At 69.5% G+C, this 20,056-nt stretch carries 21 protein-coding genes and 1 tRNA gene; 13 read left to right on the top strand and 9 right to left on the bottom strand.

Annotated elements, in window-relative coordinates; genetic code table 11:
* Positions 1–15: 15 nt before the first annotated feature.
* Complete coding sequence (locus tag AC792_RS06100; protein WP_049829682.1) at positions 16–534, bottom strand: gluconokinase; 519 nt, start codon at positions 532–534, stop codon at positions 16–18.
* A gap of 151 nt (positions 535–685) precedes the next feature.
* Here AC792_RS06100 and AC792_RS06095 point away from each other — a divergent pair, with 151 nt between their 5' ends.
* Positions 686–1,405 (top strand): FadR/GntR family transcriptional regulator, encoded by a 720-nt coding sequence (locus tag AC792_RS06095; RefSeq protein WP_049829681.1) that lies wholly within the window; start codon positions 686–688, stop codon positions 1,403–1,405.
* Positions 1,406–1,579: 174 nt separating this feature from the next.
* Here the strand turns inward: AC792_RS06095 and AC792_RS06090 are convergent, their stop codons facing one another.
* A complete protein-coding gene (locus tag AC792_RS06090; RefSeq protein WP_049829753.1) occupies positions 1,580–2,074 on the bottom strand; it encodes a Dps family protein in 495 nt (164 codons plus the stop codon).
* A 208-nt stretch (positions 2,075–2,282) separates the two neighbouring features.
* On the opposite strand from AC792_RS06090, the gene AC792_RS06085 reads away from it, so the two are divergent.
* Positions 2,283–2,831 (top strand): SRPBCC family protein, encoded by a 549-nt coding sequence (locus AC792_RS06085; protein WP_049829680.1) that lies wholly within the window; start codon positions 2,283–2,285, stop codon positions 2,829–2,831.
* A gap of 85 nt (positions 2,832–2,916) precedes the next feature.
* Here AC792_RS06085 and AC792_RS06080 read toward each other — a convergent pair whose 3' ends face one another.
* From AC792_RS06080 to AC792_RS06065, 4 genes are all read right to left on the bottom strand, one after another.
* Positions 2,917–3,138, bottom strand: coding sequence for a hypothetical protein (locus AC792_RS06080; RefSeq protein ID WP_049829679.1), 222 nt, complete (start codon positions 3,136–3,138; stop codon positions 2,917–2,919).
* A gap of 117 nt (positions 3,139–3,255) precedes the next feature.
* Positions 3,256–4,053, bottom strand: coding sequence for an SDR family oxidoreductase (locus AC792_RS06075; RefSeq protein ID WP_049829678.1), 798 nt, complete (start codon positions 4,051–4,053; stop codon positions 3,256–3,258).
* A 105-nt stretch (positions 4,054–4,158) separates the two neighbouring features.
* On the bottom strand, positions 4,159–4,602 hold the full coding sequence (locus AC792_RS06070; protein WP_049829677.1) for an Hsp20/alpha crystallin family protein: 444 nt from the start codon (positions 4,600–4,602) through the stop codon (positions 4,159–4,161).
* 172 nt (positions 4,603–4,774) lie between these two features.
* Positions 4,775–4,848, bottom strand: a tRNA-Val gene (locus AC792_RS06065).
* A 183-nt stretch (positions 4,849–5,031) separates the two neighbouring features.
* Between AC792_RS06065 and AC792_RS06060 the strand changes: the two genes are divergently transcribed.
* The 4 genes from AC792_RS06060 to AC792_RS06045 all read left to right on the top strand — a co-directional run bounded on the left by AC792_RS06060 (position 5,032) and on the right by AC792_RS06045 (position 8,654).
* Positions 5,032–5,277: a DUF2630 family protein gene (locus AC792_RS06060; RefSeq protein WP_049829676.1), complete on the top strand. Its 246-nt coding sequence runs from the start codon at positions 5,032–5,034 to the stop codon at positions 5,275–5,277.
* On the top strand, positions 5,274–5,945 hold the full coding sequence (locus AC792_RS06055) for a haloacid dehalogenase type II (RefSeq protein WP_152916059.1): 672 nt from the start codon (positions 5,274–5,276) through the stop codon (positions 5,943–5,945). The genes AC792_RS06060 and AC792_RS06055 overlap by 4 nt, the downstream gene beginning before the upstream one ends.
* A 174-nt stretch (positions 5,946–6,119) precedes the next feature.
* Positions 6,120–7,547 carry a Na+/H+ antiporter NhaA gene (gene nhaA / locus AC792_RS06050; protein WP_049829675.1) on the top strand — a complete coding sequence of 476 codons (1,428 nt, stop codon included), beginning with the start codon at positions 6,120–6,122 and terminating at the stop codon, positions 7,545–7,547.
* A 63-nt stretch (positions 7,548–7,610) separates the two neighbouring features.
* Entirely contained in the window at positions 7,611–8,654 is a 1,044-nt protein-coding gene (locus AC792_RS06045; RefSeq protein WP_049829674.1) for an NAD(P)-dependent alcohol dehydrogenase, read from the top strand.
* 139 nt (positions 8,655–8,793) lie between these two features.
* Here the strand turns inward: AC792_RS06045 and AC792_RS06040 are convergent, their stop codons facing one another.
* Both AC792_RS06040 and AC792_RS17900 read right to left on the bottom strand, forming a co-directional pair.
* Positions 8,794–9,063 carry a hypothetical protein gene (locus AC792_RS06040; RefSeq protein ID WP_049829673.1) on the bottom strand — a complete coding sequence of 90 codons (270 nt, stop codon included), beginning with the start codon at positions 9,061–9,063 and terminating at the stop codon, positions 8,794–8,796.
* A 30-nt stretch (positions 9,064–9,093) separates the two neighbouring features.
* Entirely contained in the window at positions 9,094–9,225 is a 132-nt protein-coding gene (locus AC792_RS17900; RefSeq protein ID WP_268753351.1) for a hypothetical protein, read from the bottom strand.
* A 99-nt stretch (positions 9,226–9,324) separates the two neighbouring features.
* On the opposite strand from AC792_RS17900, the gene AC792_RS06035 reads away from it, so the two are divergent.
* The 5 genes from AC792_RS06035 (at position 9,325) to AC792_RS06015 (ending at position 14,854) form a co-directional block, all read left to right on the top strand.
* Positions 9,325–9,819, top strand: a complete 495-nt coding sequence (locus AC792_RS06035) for an SRPBCC domain-containing protein (RefSeq protein ID WP_049829672.1) — start codon at positions 9,325–9,327, stop codon at positions 9,817–9,819.
* Between the two features lie 190 nt (positions 9,820–10,009).
* Positions 10,010–10,474, top strand: coding sequence for an SRPBCC family protein (locus tag AC792_RS06030; RefSeq protein ID WP_049829671.1), 465 nt, complete (start codon positions 10,010–10,012; stop codon positions 10,472–10,474).
* 180 nt (positions 10,475–10,654) lie between these two features.
* Positions 10,655–12,019 (top strand): SLC13 family permease, encoded by a 1,365-nt coding sequence (locus tag AC792_RS06025; protein ID WP_049829670.1) that lies wholly within the window; start codon positions 10,655–10,657, stop codon positions 12,017–12,019.
* 49 nt (positions 12,020–12,068) lie between these two features.
* Entirely contained in the window at positions 12,069–13,298 is a 1,230-nt protein-coding gene (locus AC792_RS06020; protein ID WP_049829669.1) for a CaiB/BaiF CoA transferase family protein, read from the top strand.
* The gene (locus AC792_RS06015; protein ID WP_049829668.1) at positions 13,295–14,854 is read left to right on the top strand and encodes a carboxyl transferase domain-containing protein; all 1,560 of its coding nucleotides are present in this window, start codon (positions 13,295–13,297) and stop codon (positions 14,852–14,854) included. The genes AC792_RS06020 and AC792_RS06015 overlap by 4 nt, the downstream gene beginning before the upstream one ends.
* Here AC792_RS06015 and AC792_RS06010 read toward each other — a convergent pair.
* A complete protein-coding gene (locus AC792_RS06010) occupies positions 14,803–15,939 on the bottom strand; it encodes a GTP pyrophosphokinase (protein WP_049829667.1) in 1,137 nt (378 codons plus the stop codon). The genes AC792_RS06015 and AC792_RS06010 overlap by 52 nt on opposite strands.
* Before the next feature lie 429 nt (positions 15,940–16,368).
* Here AC792_RS06010 and AC792_RS06005 point away from each other — a divergent pair, with 429 nt between their 5' ends.
* Both AC792_RS06005 and AC792_RS06000 read left to right on the top strand, forming a co-directional pair.
* Positions 16,369–18,585 (top strand): beta-galactosidase, encoded by a 2,217-nt coding sequence (locus AC792_RS06005; RefSeq protein ID WP_160317618.1) that lies wholly within the window; start codon positions 16,369–16,371, stop codon positions 18,583–18,585.
* Positions 18,586–18,629: 44 nt separating this feature from the next.
* Positions 18,630–20,056: DUF5107 domain-containing protein (locus AC792_RS06000; RefSeq protein ID WP_235436420.1), on the top strand; the 1,427-nt coding region annotated here is incomplete at its 3' end.

Genomic DNA, 20,056 nt, shown 5'->3' with positions numbered 1-20,056 from the left:
TCGTGGGGCGCCGGGCTAGGGGGTGCGCAGGTGCAGTTCGTCGATGATGCGGTCCGTCACGTCGTCGGGTTCCCCCGTGTTGTCGATCCTCAGACCCGGTTCGTCGTCCTCCAGCGGTTCGAGCGTGCTGAGCTGGGACGGAAGCAGGGACTCCGGCATGAAGTGCCCGCTACGGGTGGACATGCGGTCCAGGATCAGTTCCTCCTCACCCATCAGGTGGACGAACAGGACGTCGCCGCCGGCCTGGACCAGGACGTCGCGGTAGGCACGCCGGAGGGCCGAGCAGGTCACCACGGTGTCGGTGCCGGTCGCGGTCCTGCTGCTCATCCAGTCGCGCATGGTCTCCAACCAGGGCCAGCGGTCCTCGTCGGTCAGCGGGGTGCCGCTGGTCATCTTCTCGATGTTCGCGGCCGGGTGGAACTCGTCGGCCTCCGCGAAGACCCATCCGAGCTTCTCCGCCAGGAGGGTCGCGATGGTGGTCTTCCCGGATCCGGAGATCCCCATGACCACTACGTGGCGTGACTGGTTGTCCATCCGACTTCCTTGTCCTCGGTGTGCTGGATCACGGTATCGAGCCAAGGTAACACCTTTTCGACCTCAAAGGTATTACCTTTCGAGCCACCCTTCGCCGGGCCTACAGTGGACGGACCGGCCATCCCGCCGGACGCGCTCGACAGGGAGGATCATGACGGTGCAGCCGGCTCGTGCGGTGGTGCCCGCAGGAACAGCGGCGGTCCTCCACACCCGGATCATCGACACCCTGGGGCAGGACATCGTGGACGGCGTGCTGCCGGAGGGCACACGCCTGACCATCGAGGGGCTCCAGCGGCGGTTCGGTGTCTCCCGCACGGTGGTACGGGACTGCATGCACGTCCTGGAGGCCATGCACCTCATCGTCCCGAGGCGGCGCGTGGGGCTCGTGGTGCAGGGCCCCGGGTGCTGGAACGTGTACGAGGCACGGGTGATCCGGTGGCGGCTGAACGGACCGGGCAGATCGGCCCAGTTCCGCTCCCTCACCCAGCTCCGCCGCGCCGTGGAGCCCGTGGCCGCGGCGCTCGCCGCCCACAACGCCTCCTCCGCCGAGCGCCTGCGCATCGTGGAGCTGGCGCAGGACCTCCGGCGCCTCGGCGAGGAGGGGGAGCTCGAGCACTTCCTGGCGGTGGACATCGAGTTCCACACCCTGATCCTCCGGGCCGGTGGCAACGAGATGTTCGCGACCCTGCACGGAGTGGTGGCCGAGGTGCTCTCCGGCCGGACGCACCAGGGGCTCATGCCGCACCGGCCCGAGGAGAGTGCCCTCACCGCCCACACCCAGGTGGCAGCGGCCATCCGGGACGGGGACGCCGGCACGGCCGAGGCGTTCATGGGCTCGCTCCTGGCCGAGGTGGGCGACGCCATCGACTGACGGACGCCACCGATCGATCAGGGGCTCGGGTGCCGACGTACGTCCCCGGTCCGGCCGATCGGGGCGACCACGGACGCGGCGATCATCGCGGATCTTCCCGTGGCGGCTGCCGGACACCGTCCTCGGGACGGCGGAGGAGGCGCTCGCCTCCTCCGCCGTCCCGAGCGGGACCGGTCAGACGGTGGCCCGCTCCGTGCCGACCGGGGTGACGACCTCGGCGGTCGGCTCCATGTTCTCGGCGTCGACCATCCACGCGTACTGCTCGAGCTTGGCGATGAAGCCGTGCAGGAGGTCCGCGGTGGTGGGGTCCTCATCGTCGATCTGGTCGTGGACGTCGCGCATGGTCTTCACGGCGGCGTTCAGCATGGCGACCACGAGGCCCACGGTGTCCTTGGTGGAGACGAGTCCGGCCGGGAACGGTGCGATCCTGGTGCCCTCCGCGACGGCGATGCTGCGGCCGTCCGGGACAGCGTGGAGGGCACGCATGCGCTCGGCCATCTCGTCGGCGAAGGCGCGGGCGTCCTCGATGATCTCGTCCAGCTGCAGGTGCAGGTCGCGGAAGTTCTTGCCGACCACGTTCCAGTGGGCCTGCTTGCCCTGCAGGTGCAGCTCGACGAGGTCGACCAGGACGGCCTGCATGTTGTCGGTGAGAGTGGGTGATGCCTTCATGGATCCTCCGATGTTGAAGAGATGCAACTCCTCCCGGGAGGGCGCGGAGGCCCCGATTCCTGCTGGGAGGACTGCTTTCACCCTAGACCCGCCTGTTGGTCAAATCCACCCGATCTGCCTACGCTAAGGGAACTTATGGTTTGGCCGTACCATGGCCCCCGCAGGGGGCCCCGGACGGCGCCAGGGTCTCGACGAAGGAGGAACCGCAATGGCTTCAGTACAGGAATCTATCGACGTGGCAGTGCCGGTCAGCACGGCCTACAACCAGTGGACCCAGTTCGAGACGTTCCCGGAGTTCATGGGCGGGGTGGACACCGTCACGCAGACCTCGGACACCATGACCCACTGGGTCACGAGCATCGGCGGTGTCACCCGCGAGTTCGACGCCGAGATCACCGAGCAGCACCCGGACGAGCGCGTGGCCTGGAAGAGCACCGACGGCGAGTCCCACGCCGGCGTGGTCACCTTCCACCGGATCGACGACACCACCACGCGTCTCATGGTGCAGATCGACTGGAAGCCCGAGACCTTCACGGAGAAGGTGGGTGCGGTGGTCAACGCCGACACCCTCCAGGTGAAGGGGGACCTCAAGCGCTTCAAGGAGTTCATCGAGAAGAGCGGCGGCGAGACCGGTGCGTGGCGCGGGAACGTGGACGCCCCCACCAGCGGGGAGGCCTCCGAGGGGCTGCCCGCGAACAGCTCGCTGCCGGACACGGCCACGAACGATCCCGATTCGGGCGGACCGCGCATCGGCTGAGGCCCCACCGAGTTCCACGCCGTGAGGCGGATCCCACTGCGGGGTCCGCCTCCCGGCGTCTCCGGGTCGGGTGAGGGGCGCCCGGTCAGCCGCGGCTGAGGTGGTAGCCGTCGGCCCGGTGCACGAGCCGACGGCCACCGCCGTCGTGGAGCTGGATCCAGAGCACCGAGGCGTCGTCGGTGCGCATGTCGAGGACGCCGCACAACCGCATGCCCGCCGGGTGCTGCAGGGTCACGTGCTCCCCGCGTGCGAAGTCCGTCCAGCTCTCGGGTGCGGCGTCGTCGAGGGAGGTGGTGAGCGTGTCCATGGGGGGCCTTTCACTGGGGTGTCCGAGGATCTCCCACGCTAACGAGGAGCCCTGAACACCACGTGAACGTCGCCTGAAGAACGGCGGGACCGGATCACCTTGCGTACCGGCCGGAGGTCAGAGCGAGCGCCAGTCCCCGCTGGTCAGGTGCGAACCGGCCTGGGGGCCCATCAGCAGCATGCCGCCGTCCACCACGAAGGAGGCCCCGTTGACGTAGCTCGAGGCGCCAGAGGCCAAAAAGGCCACCACGTCCGCGATCTCCTCCGGGGCTCCCGGCCGGCCCACGGGGATACCCGGACGGTCCATCGCCTCGGGGTCCTGGTCCTCGGAGTCGTTCATGGGGGTGTTGATCTCACCGGGGAGGACGGCGTTGGCAGTGATCCCGCGGTCTGCGAGCTCGAGGGCGATCGTCCGGATCAGTCCGCCGAGCCCGTGCTTCGAGGCGTCGTAGGCCGCCGATCCGACGCGCGGCTGCTCCTGGTGGACGCTGGTGACCGCGATGATGCGCCCGCCCCTGCCGGCGTCGAGCATCAGGCGTGCAGCCCGCTGGAGGCAGACGAACGCGCCGTCGAGGTTGGCTCCCACGGTGCCGCGCCAGGTGTCCCAGTCCGTGTCCATGAACATGGTGCCCCCGTTGATGCCGGCGTTGTTCACGAAGACGTCGAGGCCCCCGAGCTCCTGCGCGAGCTGCTCGACCACGTCTCCACAGGCAGGGGCGTCGGTGGTGTCGAGCTGGGCCACGGCGGCCTTGCGGCCCTGCTCGCGGACCATGCGGGCCGTCTCCTCGGCGCCCTCCCGGTCTGAGTGCCAGGTGATGCCGACGTCGCATCCGGCGCGGGCGAGGGCGATGGCGCTGGCCCGGCCGATGCCGGAGTCGGAGCCGGTGACGATTGCTTTGCTCGGTGTGAAGTCCATACGGCCATCCTTCGCGCCTTCCGGTCGGATCCGCAAGGCGTGTGTGGCACGCGGAGGGGCAGGACCCCGCAACTTCCGGGGTCCTGCCCTTCGAACGGTGGGGGACTAGGCCTCCACGGCCTCCTGCGACGCCTTCACCGGGGCGGAGGTACCGGCGTCGAGCACCTGGATCTTCCGCGGCTTGGCCCGCTCGCTGACCGGGATCATCACGCTGAGCACGCCGTTCTCGTAGCGGGCGGAGATGCCGTCGGTGTCGATGCCCTGACCAAGGTTGAGCTGGCGGAGGAAGGATCCGCTCTCGCGCTCGCGGGTCAGCCACTTGACACCCTCGGCCGCCCCGAGGGTGCGTTCGGCACGGATGGTCAGGAGCTGACCGTCCACGTCGATGTCCACCGACCCCGGGTCGATCCCCGGGAGATCGGCGGCGAGGACGTAGTGGTCCTGCTCGCGGTAGAGGTCCATGGGCATGAGCCGAGGGCCGGGACGGCCGTTCAGCAGGGCACCGGTAACGCGGTCCAGGTCACGGAAGGGATCGAATTTCATGGTCATCGAAAACAACTCCTCTGTGGTTGCCACCGGCAGGTGGGGTGAAAAGGTTGAGCGCCCTTCGCTCAACTAGAAAAATATTAGCACTCTCCCCCTGCGAGTGCCAGACATCTCACCCCTCCGGGCATGAAGAAGGCCCGCATCGGATCCGATGCGGGCCTTCCGTGAATCCTCGTGCCTGCGCGGGGCCTCGATCCCCGGGCCTTCCGCGTGTGAAGCGGATGCTCTACCAGACTGAGCTACACAGGCAGATGGTTCTCCCACAGCTTAGGGCATCCGGGCCTCCCGCCAAATTCGGGGGAGGGATCGAGCAGGGGGATCGAGCAGTGGAACGGGCTCCTGGTCTTTGTGGCGGCACCTCAGTAGCCTGATGGAAAGCCTGCTGATCATTGTTCGGTCCCGCCCCGCGGGCCACGACGAGAGGAACACATCATGGACGATCAGGACATCCTGCAGCGCATCCAGGCACTGGTCCAGGAGGAGCACGAGCTCCGCACACCGCAGGACGCCGTGGACGGCGAGGGCCAGGACCGCGCCACCCGGCTGAAGCGGGTGGAGGAGGACCTGGACCAGTGCTGGGACCTGCTGCGCCAGCGGCGGGCCAAGGCCGACGCCGGTGAGGATCCCGCGGAGGCCGACACCCGTCCGGTGGGCCAGGTGGAGGGGTACCGCCAGTGACGGATCTGCCGCTGGTGCTGTTCGACGTCAACGGGACGCTCTCCGACATGGGCCGCATGACCCAGCACTTCGAGGAGATCGGTGTGCCGCCGCAGCTCTCGGCCCACTGGTTCGCCGCGGTGCTGCGGGACGGCTTCGCCCTGGCACTCGCCGGCGGTAATCCCCCGTTCGTGCAGGTGGCGGAGGACGCCCTGCGGAGCGTGCTCGTGGGACAGCTCCTCAACCGTGACCTCGACGACGCCGTGGCCCACGTGCTGCACGCCCTGCGGGAGCTCCCCGTCCACGAGGACGTGCCCGACGGCATCCGTGCGCTGGCCGGTGCCGGGTTCGAGATCGCCGCCCTGACCAACGGGTCGGCATCGACCGCGGAGGGGCTCCTGGAGCGCGCGGGTGTGCGGGAGCAGTTCTCCGCCGTGCTGTCCGTAGAGGGCGCGCCGCGCTGGAAGCCCGCCCCCGAGTCCTACGCCCATGCGTTGCAGGCCCTGGGCAGGGATGCGGACGACGTCGTGCTCGTCGCGGCGCACCCGTGGGACCTCCACGGTGCCGCGCGGGTGGGGTTCCGCACTGCATGGGTGGATCGCGCGGGATCGCCCTACCCGGATGCCCCGACCCCACCGGACCTCCGGGTCACACGCCTCACCGATCTGGTGGACGCCCTGGCCCGCTGAGCGGACCACCGCCCGCAGAACCGCACCGCCGGCAGGAGGACATTCCCGGACGGTGTCCGAGCGCGGATCCGCGATGCGGCTGTCTGCGAGCGAGGGCACGGGTTAGGGTAGGACACTGGTGAGCCGGGAAGTCTGGTCGGCGCTCCCATCCGCGCGACCAGACGAAGGACCCCGATGACCGACCACCCGCATTCCACCTCGACCCCGAACTCCTCCGCCGCCGGGGACCATCCCGGGAACACCACCGGGACCGGGGACGGCTCCCCGCAGCGGCCACGGATTCCCGAGATCCTGCGCAGGGAGACGGTGGGCGGGGCCCTGCTCCTCGTCGCCACGATCGCCGCACTGATCCTCGCCAACACCGGTGCCGCGGACACCTACTTCGCCGTCCGGGACCTCCGGTTCGGGTACGCGCCCTGGCACCTGGAACTGAGCGTCGGCGCCTGGGCGGCGGACGGTCTGCTCGCCGTCTTCTTCTTCCTCGCGGGCCTGGAACTCAAGCGGGAGTTCGTGGCCGGGGACCTCCGGAAGTTCGACCGCGCCGTCGTCCCCGTGGCCGCGGCCGTGGGCGGCGTGGTCGTGCCCGCCCTGATCTACGTGGCCGTCACGATCGGTGCCGGGGCCGAGGCACTGCGGGGGTGGGCGGTCCCCACCGCCACGGACATCGCGTTCGCCGTCGCCGTGCTCGCCGTTGTCGGCTCGAACCTGCCGAGCTCGCTGCGCATCTTCCTGCTGACCCTCGCCGTGGTGGACGACCTCCTGGCCATCACCATCATCGCGTTCTTCTACTCGGAGGACATCCACGTCTCGCCGCTGCTCATCGCGATCCTGCCGCTGGCCGCCTTCGCCTTCCTGGCGCAGCGGTTCGCAGCCCTCTTCCAACGCCGGGCCTGGGCGGGCTGGGTACTCCTGCTGCCCCTCGCCGTCGTGGTGTGGGCGCTGGTCCACGAGTCCGGCGTCCATGCCACGGTGGCGGGCGTGCTGCTCGGCTTCACCATCCCCGTGCTCCCGCGGAGTGTGGACACCACGGACATCGAGGACCCCGGGCACCCGGCCGACGCACCCCCCGCCCAGGACACACCCAAGGCCCACGACGTCCAGCCCCATGGCCTGGCGGACACCCTGGAACACCGGATCCGCCCGCTCTCCGCAGGGTTCGCGGTACCCATGTTCGCCTTCTTCTCGGCCGGCGTGGCGATCGGCGGCTTGGAGGGGCTGGCAGCGGCGGTCAGCGATCCCATCGCGATCGGGATCATGGTGGCCCTCGTCCTCGGCAAGCCGATCGGGATCGTGCTCGCCACCCTGGTGGTGACCCGGGCCACCAGGGCCACCCTCGATCCGGGCCTCACCTGGCCCGACGTCATCGGTGTGGCGATCCTCGCCGGTGTGGGCTTCACGGTGTCGCTGCTGATCAGCGAGCTCGGGTTCGGTCAGGGAACCCCCGCGGACGACCACGCGAAGGTGGCCATCCTGGCCGGGTCGCTCATCGCGGCGGTGCTCGGTTCCGTGCTGCTCTCGGGCCGCAACCGGGCGTACCGGCGGGCCGCGGCACTGCCGCGGCCGGGTGCCGGCGGCGCCGCGGATGTCGTCGAGGACCGTTAGGCTGAAGCTCCCAGACTTCCGGCGCGCCTCCTGTGCGCCACCCGCTCCCGTAGGAGAAACCCCATGAAGACCGTTCAGGCCTATGCCGCCACGTCCGCCACCGAACCCCTCGTCCCCACCACGATCGAGCGCCGCGACGTCGGCGCCAAGGACGTCCTGATCAAGATCGCGTACGCCGGGATCTGCCACTCCGACATCCATACCGTCCGCGGCGAGTGGGGCCAGCAGCAGTACCCCCTGACCGTGGGCCACGAGATCGTGGGCGTGGTCGAGGAGACCGGCTCCGAGGTGATCCGTCACAAGGTCGGTGACCGCGTGGGCGTGGGCTGCATGGTGAACTCGTGCCGGGAGTGCGAGAACTGCCTCCAGGGTGAGGAGCAGTACTGCCTCGAGGGCAACATCGGCACCTACGGGGCCAAGGACGTGGACGGCAGCATCACCCAGGGCGGGTACTCCACCCACGTGGTGGTGGTGGAGGACTTCGTGCTCTCCGTGCCCGAGAGCATCCCCTACGACGCCGCCGCTCCGCTGCTCTGCGCCGGGATCACCACCTACTCACCGCTGAACCACTGGAACGCCGGGCCCGGCAAGAAGGTGGCCGTGGTGGGACTCGGCGGGCTCGGCCACATGGCCGTGAAGATCGCCGCCGCCATGGGCGCCGAGGTGACCGTGCTGTCGCAGACCCTGAGCAAGCAGGAGGACGGCAAGCGTTTCGGGGCCACGGACTACTACGCCACCGGTGACGCCGGCACCTTCGAGAAGCTGACCAACACCTTCGACCTCATCATCAACACCGTGAGCGCGAAGATCGACCTCGATGCCTACCTCTCGCTGCTCCGGCTCAACGGGACCATGGTCAACGTGGGCGCCCCCGCGGACGCCCTGCCCCTGCACGTGTTCACGCTGTTCAACCAGCGGCGCTCCTTCGCGGGATCCAGCATCGGCGGTATCCGCGAGACCCAGGAGATGCTCGACTTCTGCGCCGAGCACGGGATCGCCCCCGAGGTCGAGGTCATCGGGGCGGACGCCATCAACGAGGCCTACGACCGCGTGCTGTCCTCCGACGTGCGCTACCGCTTCGTCATCGACACCGCGACGCTCGTCTAGACCCGAGCTTCCCACCGGTCGGCCGTCCACCCTGCGGGGAGGGCGGCCGATCGTCGTCCCGGGGGCGGCACCGTGCCCTGGACGCGGTCGAGCGCCGCGATCATCAGCGGCACCCGAGCGCCGATGGTGAGGTCGCGACTCAGCCGCGGAGCGCCGGGACGAACCGGCGCCAGAGCCAGGTGAGCGTCAGCGCCCCGGAACTCCGGCGGAAACCACTGTGACCGGTGAGCAGCTCCAGCGCCGCCCAGAGGGCCAGGCTCACCGAGCTCGCGACGCGCAGGCGCTCGCGGTTCTCGTCCTCCAGGGCCAGGAACGACGCCGCACCCAGCAGCGCCCACCCGAGGATCGGGGCGTTCGGCTTCTGGAACACGGTCTGCCGACCCAGGCTGTCGGTGAAGAATCCCATCATGCACCCTTCGTCTCGCGGTTCTTCCCCACACTACGGCGCAGGGCCGCCACGGAGCCCGGGCCCGCCGTCGTCGTCCTCGTCCTTGACACCGGGGGTCTCCTCGGTGCCGACCGGACCACCCTCCGCCGCCTCCCTGCGGACCACGATCGGCACCTCCACCATGCACGCCGGTGCCCTCCCGGGCGCTCCTGTCCGTCCGGTGGACGCCGGGCCGACCCGGGTGTGCCGGACCCCGCCCGGTACCCGGCCTAGACTTGGGGTGTGACTTCCGAGAACGTAGAGCCGATCGTCAGCAGGACCACCAGCGACGACGGCGGTACCGTCCTGCGGCTGGAGTTCCAGTTCGCGTTCCCGCCAGTGGTGCTGTGGAAGCACCTGACGGAAGCGGACAAACTCCTGTACTGGTTCCCGTGCGAGCTCGAGTTCGAGCCCCGGAAGGACGAGGAGATCCTCTTCCGGTACGCCGACCAGAAGCCGTTGCGCGGGGTGGTGCTCGAGGCGGAGCGGCCCTCGGTGCTCGCCTACACCTGGGAGAAGGACACCCTGCGCTGGGAGCTGACGCGCACCGGGGACAACGGGACGAGCCTGGTGCTCCTGCTGACACCGGGCAGTCCGCGCCACTCCGCCACCATGGCTGCCGGCTGGCACCTGACCATCGCGGGCCTGGACGACTTCCTCAACAAGCGGGACCTCGGCCAGGACCCGGCCCTCTGGGACGTGTACGTGGACCGGTACCGCGAGCAGTTCGCCGACTAGACAGGGCTCCGGATCCGCAGGCGGGAACCGGGTCCGTGGCCGCTCCCCGCCGCACTGCGGGGCCAGCCGCCGGGAAGTGGATCATGATTCCGCAAGACGTGGCAGGGTGGAGCGGGGGAAGGGTTCGCACCGTAGCTCCTGACATGGGACGCGGGGAACCCGTCACCACGAAACGAAGGAGCACATCGACATGACCGAGACGAGCATTTCCGCCCAGCGCACCATCGACGCCCCGGCGAAAGCAATCTTCCACTTCCTCTCCAACCCCGAGAACCACGCGGCCCTCGACGGCTCCGGCATGGTGCAGTCGGACAGCAAGTCCAACCGCATCACGGGTGCCGGCCAGAAGTTCACCATGAACATGAACTGGGACAAGATGGGCGGTGACTACCAGACGGACAACCACGTGATCGGCTACGACGAGAACAAGCTGCTCGCCTGGAAGACCGCCCCCGCGGGCGAGGAGCCCCCGGGATGGGAGTGGGTCTGGCGCCTCGAGGCTGCCGGCCCCGATTCCACCGACGTGTCCGTGACCTACGACTGGTCGGGCGTGACGGACAAGGAGCTCCTCAAGAAGATCAGCTTCCCGGCGGTGCCCCAGGAGGATCTCGAGTCCACCCTCGCGAATCTCGCGGCGCAGGTGTCCGAGGCCTGACGCCCACACTGCCGAGCACGGAAGGCGGCCGGTTCCCGCACAGGGGGCCGGCCGTCGTCATGTCCGGGTTCACCTGCCCTGCGGGTCACGCGCCCTGCCCGGATGCAGTACCGATCTCCAAGGTCGGGCCGGAACGCTGTAGCGTACCTCACATCACCTGCTCCCTCCCGAAGGACGACGATGTCTGCTCCGCTCCTGTCGATCATCATCCTCGCGGCGATGTTCCTGATCGCCACCGTGCTCCCCATCAACATGGGGGCGCTCGCCTTCGTCGGCGCCTTCCTGCTCGGCGCCGTGGTCCTCGGCATGGAGACCGACGACATCATCGCGGAGTTCCCGGGCGGGCTGTTCCTCACCCTCGTCGGCGTCACCTACCTGTTCGCCATAGCGCAGAACAACGGCACCATCGACCTGCTGGTCTCCGGTGCCGTGAAGCTCGTCAACAACAGGGTGGCATTGATCCCGTGGGTGATGTTCCTCATCACCGCGGTCATCACGGCGGTGGGGGCACCCGGGCCGGCCGCCGTCGCCATCATGGCTCCCGCCCCGCTCGGCCTCGCCGCCCGCCACAAGATCTCACCACTGCTCATGGGCATGATGGTGGTCCATGGGGCCCAGGCGGGGGGTTTCTCGCCCATCGCCGTGTACGGGGTGATCGTCAACGACATCGTGGGGCAGTCCGGATTCGAGTCCAGCCCGCTCGCCATCTTCCTCGCCAGCTTCGTCTTCAACCTGGTCATCGCCGTCGTCCTGTTCCTCGTCCTCGGCGGACGCTCACTCCTGTCCTCCCGCGTCTCCCAGTTCGTCGAGGAGGCCGCGGAGGCCCGTCTGGATGCCAGTCCCGGGATGCGCCGGGCCGACGTCGCCTACAAGGGCACCGGGAGCGGCACCTACGGTCCGCGCGACCCGGCGGGCGACGGCGTCGTCGCCACCCGGTCCCGCGAGGACCGCATCTCGCAGGGCGCCACGATCCTCGGTCTGGTGGCGCTCGCGGTGATCGCCCTCGGGTTCAGCGTCGACGTCGGTTTCGTGGCCATCACGGTGGCCGTGGCCCTCGCCCTCATCTCGCCGAAGGCACAGAGCGGTGCGGTCAACAAGATCGCCTGGTCCACGGTGCTGCTCATCTGCGGGATGCTCACCTTCGTGGGCGTCCTGCAGGCCGCCGGCACCATCGAGTACGTCTCGGACGGCGTCGCAAGCCTCGGCATGCCGCTCCTCGCTGCGCTGCTGATCTGCTACATCGGTGCGGTGGTCTCCGCCTTCGCGTCCTCGACCGCCATCCTCGCGGCCCTGATACCGCTCGCCATCCCGTTCCTCGAGACCGGTGCCATCGGCGCCGTCGGGGTGGTCGCGGCGCTCGCCGTGTCCTCGACCGTCGTCGACGTGTCGCCGTTCTCCACCAACGGCGCCCTGGTGCTCGCCAATGCGCCCGAGGGCACGGACAAGGACCGCTTCTACAAGCAGATCCTCGGCTACGGCGCCATCGTGGTGGTCGCGGGCCCGGTCATCGCCTGGCTCGTCCTCGTGGTCCCCGGGTGGCTGTAGAACCTCCACCGATCAGCCGATCGACCCGTACCACCGACCGGAAGGAACCATGAGCACCGAGACAACCGAACCCGTCAGCCCGAGTACCGAGGGCGGTGGTGGTCCCCTGGCCGGACGGCTCGTGGTCGATCTCAGCCGGGCACTGGCCGGCCCGCATGCCGGCATGATGCTCGGCGACCTCGGTGCGCGCGTCATCAAGGTGGAGACCCCCGGTACGGGGGACGACACCCGCGGCTGGGGCCCGCCCTTCGTGGGCCCGGAGGACGACCGGCAGGCCACCTACTTCCTGTCCTGCAACCGGAACAAGGAGTCCATCGCCCTGGACCTCAAGAGCGACGACGGAAGGGGTGTCCTCACCGAACTCCTGCGGCGGGCCGACGTGGTGGTGGAGAACTTCCGCCCCGGCGTGCTGGACCGGCTCGGGTTCTCCACCGAGGCCATGCACGCGCTGAACCCGGGACTGGTGATCCTGTCCATCACCGGCTTCGGCCACGACGGCCCGGAGGCGAAGCGCAGCGGCTACGACCAGATCGTCCAGGGCGAGGCAGGCCTCATGTCCCTCACCGGGCCCGACGCCGACAACCCGCAGCGCGTGGGTGTGCCCATCGCCGATCTCCTCTCGGGCATGTACGGGGCGTACGGTGCCGTCGCCGCACTCCTGGAGCGGGAGCGGACCGGTAAGGGACAGGTGGTCCGCACCTCCCTGCTCGCCTCGGTGATCGGCGTCCATGCCTTCGAGGGCACACGTGCCACGGTGGCCGGGCAGGTACCGCGGGCACAGGGGAACCACCACCCCTCGATCGCCCCGTACGGCCTGTTCACCTGCCGCGGCGGCAAGGTACAGATCAGCGTGGGCAGCGAGAAGCTCTGGGCCACCTTCACCGCGGCGTTCGGCATCGATGCCGGGCCCGGGTTCGCCACCAACGCGGACCGCGTGCAGCACCGCGAGGCGCTCATCGGCGTGATCGAGGACGCCTTCTCCGCCTACGAGGCCGGGCCGCTGCTCGCCAAGCTCGACGGGGCCGGGATCCCCGCCGGCAAGGTCCGCACCCTGGACGAGGTGTACGCGTGGGACCAGGTGCACTCCCAGGGCCTGCTCCTCCCCGTGGACCACCCCGTCCTCGGGAGGATCGAGCTGCCCGGTCCACCCCTGCGGTTCTTCGACGACGCCGGCGAGACCACGCCCACCGACCACACGGCACCGCCGCTGCTCGACGGCGACGGCGACGCGATCCGCGCCTGGCTGGCGGAGACGCCGTCGGGGGACGGGCGCGGATGAGTGCGGAGGGTCGCACCCCGCGCCTGACCGCCCGCGGGCTCATCGACGTCGTGCTCGATACGGGCTCCTTCACCTCGTGGGATTCCCCGGTGCCATCCCCGGGACCGGACGTCGCCGAGGCCTACGCCGAGGAGCTGCGGCGTGCACGGGAGAGGAGCGGTGAGGACGAGTCCGTGCTCACCGGGTCGGGGCTGATCAGAGGCCGGCGGGTCGCGGTGATCGTCTCCGAGTTCACCTTCCTCGCCGGGTCGATCGGTGGTGCGGCCGCCGATCGCATCACCGCAGCCGTGCTGCGGGCCACCGAGGAGCGGCTGCCCCTGCTGGCCGGCCCCGCCTCCGGTGGCACCCGCATGCAGGAGGGCACGCCCGCCTTCCTGTCCATGGTGGACATCACCGGTGCCGTGCGTGCGCACCGGGAGGCGGGGCTGCCCTATCTCGTGTACCTGCGGCACCCCACCACGGGCGGCGTGATGGCGTCCTGGGGGTCGCTCGGCCATGTCACCGTCGCCGAGCCGCAGGCGCTGCTGGGCTTCCTCGGTCCGCGCGTGTACGAGGCGCTCTACGGCCGTGAGTTCCCTGCGGACGTCCAGACGGCGGAGCACCTGTTCGAGACGGGGCTGATCGATGCCGTCGTGCCGCCCGAGGACCTCGCGGGGATCGTGGACCGTGCGCTCTCCGTACTCCTCGCCGGACCCGCCGGACGCCCCGTGGCGCCGTCGACCGTCTCCGTACAGCCCGGGATCCACACGGCCTGGGAATCCATCCTCATCTCCCGGGATCTCCGGCGTCCCGATCTCCGGCGCCTCCTCGCCCACGGTGCCCGTGACGTGCTGCCCCTCAACGGCACGGGGCAGGGCGAGAGGGATCCGGGTGTGCTGCTGGCGCTCGCGCGCTTCGGCGAGCAGCCGTGCATCGTGCTCGGGCATCAGCGCCCCCGCCGGCCACAGGAGGCGGGCATGGGACCGGCGTCGCTCCGGGAGGCCCGCCGCGGCATGAAGCTCGCTGAGGAGCTCGGGCTGCCGCTGCTCACCGTGATCGACACAGCGGGAGCGGACCTCTCGAAGGAGGCCGAGGAGGGTGGGCTGGCCGGGGAGATCGCGCGGTCCCTCTACGACCTCATCGGGCTGGCCTCTCCCTCCGTCTCCGTGCTCCTCGGCCAGGGAGCCGGCGGTGGGGCGCTCGCGCTCCTGCCCGCGGACAGCACCATCGCCGCCGAGCACGCCTGGCTCTCGCCGCTGCCCCCGGAGGGCGCCAGCGCGATCGTGCACCGCACGGTGGACCGTGCCGCCGAGATGGCCGAGGCCCAGGACGTCAAGATCGCCACGCTCGTGGCCCGCGGCGTCGTGGACCACGTGGTGGACGAGCGCCCCGACGCCGCGGAGGAGAACCGTGCCTTCTGCGAGCGCATGGCCGCCGCCGTCGAATACGAGCTCGCACGGGTCCGGGAGCTCCCGGCGGACGGCCGCTCCGCCCGCCGCTCGCGGAAGTACCGGGCGGCGCTCGGTCAGCTGCGGCTCCGGGCCTCCCGGCCCGCGTCGGGGTGCAGCGAGCGGTAGCTCTCCATCTGACCGCGACGGCGTTGCAGGCTGTCCCGCCGCGGCGTGCTGTCCGCGTCCCGCGGCTCGGCGGTGAGATCGATGTGGCGCTCGCCGAAGTGCCACAGCAGCATGTCGTCCAGGAGCCGGTCGGGCCCCGGGGAGTACCGGTGGTCCAGGGCCTTGCGGACGGTGGTGATGGTGTCCGCCTGCAGCAGCGATACGAGTTCGATCGTGGTGCGCAGCCCATGGGCCGCGAGGAGTTCGGCGGCCCACCCCCAGTTGTCGTCGGACTTCCGGTCCACGTGGGGGAGCAGCGTCTGCCAGATGTCGCGGATGCGGTTCGGGGTCAGCGGTGCACTTCCCTCGCCGTCCTCGTCCCAGAAGCCCGTCACGGTCTCGTACCGCTCGTGCAGTTCGGCGAAGGTGGTCTCCACGGTCTCCAGCATGGCCGCGGTACCGGTGAACTGGCGGTCGAAGTAGGGGCTCCAGGCCTTCGGGTTCGCGGCCTTGAAGCGGATGTCGTGCTCGATCTCGGACCACGCGTGGGCCAGGACGGTGCGGATCTGCACCTCGAAGAGATAGCTCCCCGCGGCCCTGGAGGCCGGGTCCACCACCTGCTGGAAAGCGCGCACCACGTCGTTGTGGATGGTCCGCATGATCAGGTGCCGGCTGGAGTACCCGTAGGTCCCGGATTCGATGGACCCGATGTCCTTCTCCCGGTCACCCCGGCAGTCGAACTCCTGGCGCTGACGCTTGAGCAGGTTGGCCGCCAGATCCACCTCGTGCGGCAGCGTGGTGATCACCCGCACCCCCACCAGGTCGGTGAGGTTGCGCATGGGTTCGGGGAACACCAGCACGGGCGGTGCGCCCTCCTCGGGGGAGGGCAGGGTGCGGGAGGCCTTGTCGCGGAAGGACTCGACGGTCTTGGTCCGCGAGGTGACGAAGAGGGGATCCAGCTCGTCGGTGCCGCTGAACACCGCCTCGATGCTGTTCCGCATGGCCGTGGTGACGCGATCCAACACCGGCCGCACACGCTCGTACTCGCGTACGTTCGCCTCGACGGCGGGGCGCAGCCTCTCGTCCAAGTTCTCCCATGCACCCATGTGCCCTACCTTCCCACGACGGATCTCATCGTATCGGCAGCCGCGGACGTCATCTCTGCCCGAGGACGCCCGGAACGGTGGCGGTAGTTCCTTCTCGGTCCCTCGTCGGACGCGGCGCCGGCGGAACGGACCTCACGGGAGTCACGGACCGGGGCGGACGCTCCCGACACCATGCCGCACCCATCACTGCATCGGTGGATCATCCAGGTGGACAGACCACCCGTCCATGGTGGAGTGCTCATGGTCCTCCCTAGGCTGGAGTTCTGTCCCAAGACCGGCCGGCATCGACCCGAGAGACCCAGGACCGCCTCCATGATCCACTCCCTGACCGCTACCGAGATCCCGTCACCCGATCACCGTCCGGCGGCCGAAGCCCGCCTGGGCGACCCGGCCGGTCACCCCGGAGGCATATCACTTACCGATCGGTACGTGACCCTCGACGGGGAGCCCTGGTTCCCCGTCATGGGGGAGTACCACTTCAGCAGGGATTCGGCGGAGCGCTGGGAGACAGAACTGCTGAAGATGAAGGCGGGTGGCATCACCGTCGTCGCCACGTACCTGCTGTGGATCGTGCACGAGGAACGGCAGGGGGCTCTCCGCTGGGACGGTGACCGCGACATCCGCCGTTTCCTGGAACTCGCGCGGGCCCATGGACTCTTCGTGATGCTGCGCATAGGGCCGTGGGCGCACGGCGAGACACGCAACGGAGGTTTCCCGGACTGGCTGCAGCACTCGGGCATCCCGCTGCGCTCGAACGACCCCCGGTACCAGGCCGTCGTGGCGCGCTGGTACTCCGCCGTCGCAGAACAGGTCGTGCAGTTCTGCCGTACGGAGGGGATGCCGCAGAACCCGATCATCGGCGTCCAGGTGGACAACGAGCTGTACGACCAGCCCGATCACCTCGCCTGGCTCCGCTCCAGTGCGGAGTCGGCGGGCATCGTCGCTCCGTTGTGGACGGCCACCGGGTGGGGAGGCGCGCTCCTTCCGCCGGACCTGGTACCCATCTACGCCGGGTACTCGGACGCCTTCTGGGAGGAGTCCGATGTCCGGTGGCCGAGTTTCGCGCACACGCACTTCGAGTTCTCGGGGGTCAGGGATGATCTGACGGTCGGGGCCGATGTCCGCACCTCCGAACTGGTGCACCGTGATCAGGACGAGCGGTTTCCCTGGGTGACCTGCGAGCTGGGCGGCGGGATGGCCATCGCCTATCACCGCCGCCCGATCGTCACCCCCGACGACGTCGCGTCGCTCGCCCTCGTCAAGCTGGGCAGCGGTTCGGCCTGGCAGGGCTATTACCTCTACCACGGCGGAACACACGTCAGCGGGGAGGAGACGACCACGCAGGAATCGCACGCCACCGACTACCCGAACGACATGCCGGTGCGGGACTACGATTTCTACGCGCCGATCGGGGCGCACGGACAACTTCGCGAGCACTACCACCTGCTGCGTCGGCAACACCTGTTCGTGCAGCAGTACGGGCGCTCGCTGCTCGCGTCGTCCACTGTGATCGCACCCCTGCAGGAAGGTGCGCCCCGGTGGTCCTTCCGCGGGAACCGGGAGGGCGGGTACGTCTTCGTGAACAACCATCAGCCGGCCGCCGCCCCCCTGCCGGATCTCGCCGGTGTGCAACTGCGCGTGGAGCTGGCGGACGGTGACGTCACCCTTCCGAGCACGCCGTTCGTCCTGGACCGGAGCGCGTATTTCGTCTGGCCCGTCCGCCGGCCCTTCGGCTCGCTGGCATCGGTGAGCGCCACCGTGCAGCCCGTCACCGAACTGCACTCCGCGCAGGGGCACACCGTGATGTTCGCGGCGATTCCGGGTGTCCCCGTGGAGTTCCTGCTCGAGGGGGTCGCACCCGACCGGATCGAGGGCGCGCGGATCCTCTCCTCCGAGGGTGGGCGGACGCTGATCACCGTCGAGGAACCCCCCGGTCTTAGCTGCGCGGTGGTGATCGGGGACACCACGCTCGTGGTCCTCGACGCGTACACGGCGAGTCGCCTGTGGCGCGGGGAGGTCGGAGGCGTGGACACGCTCGCCGTCTGGGACGAGGGACTCCTGTTCGACCGCGGCCACCTCCGCCTGCTCACGGGCAGACCCGGGCAACTGCTGCACACCTACCCCCCGCTGCCGCACCACGGAGAGCTCACCCGTGCCGAGCGTGGTGCGTCGGTCTTCGAGAGCTACGTCGTCACCGGCCCGGAGGAGCCGGGCATCGACCTCCCGGTGAGTACCGTGAGGGAACCCGCGGGAGCCGTCCCGCGCCGGACGGGCGGATCGGCCGGACGGCTGTCCGCTCCGAAGGACGAGGAGTTCACCGGAGCGGCGATCATGGAGGTCGTGGTGCCGAGATCGGAGGCCGACGACGAGCACGTCCTCCTGTCCGTCCGGTGGACCGGTGACGTCGCGCGGGCGGAGATCGAGGGGTCCCTGGTCTCCGATCAGTTCTGGTACGGCCGGGAGTGGGACATCGCCCTCCCGCCCCGATCGACCGGGCAGACACGCGTCCGCCTGCAGATCTTCCCCTTCGACCCTGACACCGGGGTCTTCGTCGACCCTGCGGTGCGCCCACACCTCGAACGACCGGAGGTGCGCATCCACGAGGTCCGTCTCACCCGCACCCGTACAGTCACCGTCTCGTCATGACGCTGCTCCCTCCTCGAACCCCGCCCGGCAACGGATCGGACCGCGTGACGACCACGGCTGACCGACGCATCGAGCTACCGGATGCTCCCGCGCATCTGCGGGCCCGGCTCGACGCCGGTCACGCCGTCGCCTGGAGCGAGCGCATCGTCATCGACACCTACGCGCCTGCCGAACCGTCGACCTACCCCATGTATCTCGACCAGCGCGTGTACCAGGGGTCGAGCGGTCGCGTGTACCCGTTGCCCTTCTACGAGCGCATCGCGTCGGAGCCGGAACCGCGCGCATGGGAGGCCATCCATCTGGAGAATCGTTTCATCAGGCTGGTGATCCTGCCCGAGCTGGGCGGGCGCATCCACATCGGTCACGACAAGACCACGGGATACGACTTCTTCTACCGCAACAACGTGCTGAAGCCCGCTCTCGTGGGGCTCGCGGGTCCCTGGATCAGCGGGGGGGTCGAGTTCAACTGGCCACAGCATCATCGCCCGGCCACGTTCATCCCCGTCGAGACGCTCATCGAGGAGAGCGCCGACGGCAGCGTCGTGGTGTGGTGCAGCGACCTCGACCCCTTCGCCCGCATGCAGGGCACACACGGGGTGCGTATCCATCCCGAGACCTCGGTGGTGCAGGTCGACGTGCGGCTCCACAACCGAACAGCTGATCGTCAGACCTTCCTCTGGTGGGCGAACGCCGCCGTCCGGGTCCACGACGACTACCAGTCGTTCTTCCCGGAGGACGTGCGGTACGTGGCCGATCGCGCCCGCCGTGCCATCACGACCTTCCCGGCGGCCGATCGACCGTACTACGGGGTGGACTACGCATCCCGGGCAGCTGAGCAGCCCGGGTCCGACCGCATTGACTTCTACCGCAACATCCCCGTCCCGACCTCCTACATGGTGGTGGACACCGAAGACGATTTCTTCGGTGGATACGACCACGCGGCGTCGGCCGGCTTCGTCCACTGGGCCGATCACAGGATCGCCCCCGGCAAGAAGCAGTGGACGTGGGGCGATGCGCCGTTCGGACACGCGTGGGATTCCCACCTGACCGACGACGACGGGCCATACGTGGAACTGATGGCCGGTGTCTACACCGACAACCAGCCCGACTTCTCCTGGTTGGCACCGGGCGAGACCAAGTACTTCAGCCAGTACTGGTATCCGATCCCGGGAATCGGGGTCGTTCATCAGGCCACGCCGAGGGCAGCCGTCCACGTGGACCGGTCCGGCGACGTCATCACCGCGGATTTCGCCGTCACCTCGCCGCGGTCCTTCGCGCACGTGCTCGTCCGAGGTGCGGATGGGAGGGTCGAGCACGAGGAGACCGGGCATCCTGTTCCCGGCGAGGTGTGGCGGGTCACCGGGACCCTCCCGTGGTCCCCCGGAGTCGTGATCGAACTCCGGGGCGCCGACGGCGAGGTGCTCGTGGCGTGGGAGGCGAAGTCGGGTGACGAGGCCGAACCGTGGACGGC

This window comes from Arthrobacter sp. RIT-PI-e (genome assembly GCF_001187915.1).
Taxonomy (GTDB): Bacteria; Actinomycetota; Actinomycetes; order Actinomycetales; family Micrococcaceae; genus Arthrobacter_D.
Note: the sequence above shows the minus strand (reverse complement) of the source record. Positions and strands in the feature narration are given on the sequence as shown.

Excerpts from the sequence above, each read along its gene's own strand:
- AC792_RS06015 (WP_049829668.1), top strand. The coding sequence starts at position 13,295 with ATGAGTGCGGAGGGTCGCACCCCGCGCCTGACCGCCCGCGGGCTCATC.
- AC792_RS06020 (WP_049829669.1), top strand. The coding sequence starts at position 12,069 with ATGAGCACCGAGACAACCGAACCCGTCAGCCCGAGTACCGAGGGCGGT.
- AC792_RS06030 (WP_049829671.1), top strand. The coding sequence starts at position 10,010 with ATGACCGAGACGAGCATTTCCGCCCAGCGCACCATCGACGCCCCGGCG.
- AC792_RS06095 (WP_049829681.1), top strand. The coding sequence starts at position 686 with ATGACGGTGCAGCCGGCTCGTGCGGTGGTGCCCGCAGGAACAGCGGCG.
- AC792_RS06070 (WP_049829677.1), bottom strand. The coding sequence starts at position 4,602 with ATGACCATGAAATTCGATCCCTTCCGTGACCTGGACCGCGTTACCGGT.
- AC792_RS06010 (WP_049829667.1), bottom strand. The coding sequence starts at position 15,939 with ATGGGTGCATGGGAGAACTTGGACGAGAGGCTGCGCCCCGCCGTCGAG.
- AC792_RS06075 (WP_049829678.1), bottom strand. The coding sequence starts at position 4,053 with ATGGACTTCACACCGAGCAAAGCAATCGTCACCGGCTCCGACTCCGGC.
- AC792_RS06080 (WP_049829679.1), bottom strand. The coding sequence starts at position 3,138 with ATGGACACGCTCACCACCTCCCTCGACGACGCCGCACCCGAGAGCTGG.
- AC792_RS06100 (WP_049829682.1), bottom strand. The coding sequence starts at position 534 with ATGGACAACCAGTCACGCCACGTAGTGGTCATGGGGATCTCCGGATCC.
- AC792_RS06025 (WP_049829670.1), top strand. The coding sequence starts at position 10,655 with ATGTCTGCTCCGCTCCTGTCGATCATCATCCTCGCGGCGATGTTCCTG.
- AC792_RS06090 (WP_049829753.1), bottom strand. The coding sequence starts at position 2,074 with ATGAAGGCATCACCCACTCTCACCGACAACATGCAGGCCGTCCTGGTC.
- AC792_RS06040 (WP_049829673.1), bottom strand. The coding sequence starts at position 9,063 with ATGATGGGATTCTTCACCGACAGCCTGGGTCGGCAGACCGTGTTCCAG.
- AC792_RS17900 (WP_268753351.1), bottom strand. The coding sequence starts at position 9,225 with ATGGTGGAGGTGCCGATCGTGGTCCGCAGGGAGGCGGCGGAGGGTGGT.
- AC792_RS06085 (WP_049829680.1), top strand. The coding sequence starts at position 2,283 with ATGGCTTCAGTACAGGAATCTATCGACGTGGCAGTGCCGGTCAGCACG.
- AC792_RS06060 (WP_049829676.1), top strand. The coding sequence starts at position 5,032 with ATGGACGATCAGGACATCCTGCAGCGCATCCAGGCACTGGTCCAGGAG.
- AC792_RS06045 (WP_049829674.1), top strand. The coding sequence starts at position 7,611 with ATGAAGACCGTTCAGGCCTATGCCGCCACGTCCGCCACCGAACCCCTC.
- nhaA (WP_049829675.1), top strand. The coding sequence starts at position 6,120 with ATGACCGACCACCCGCATTCCACCTCGACCCCGAACTCCTCCGCCGCC.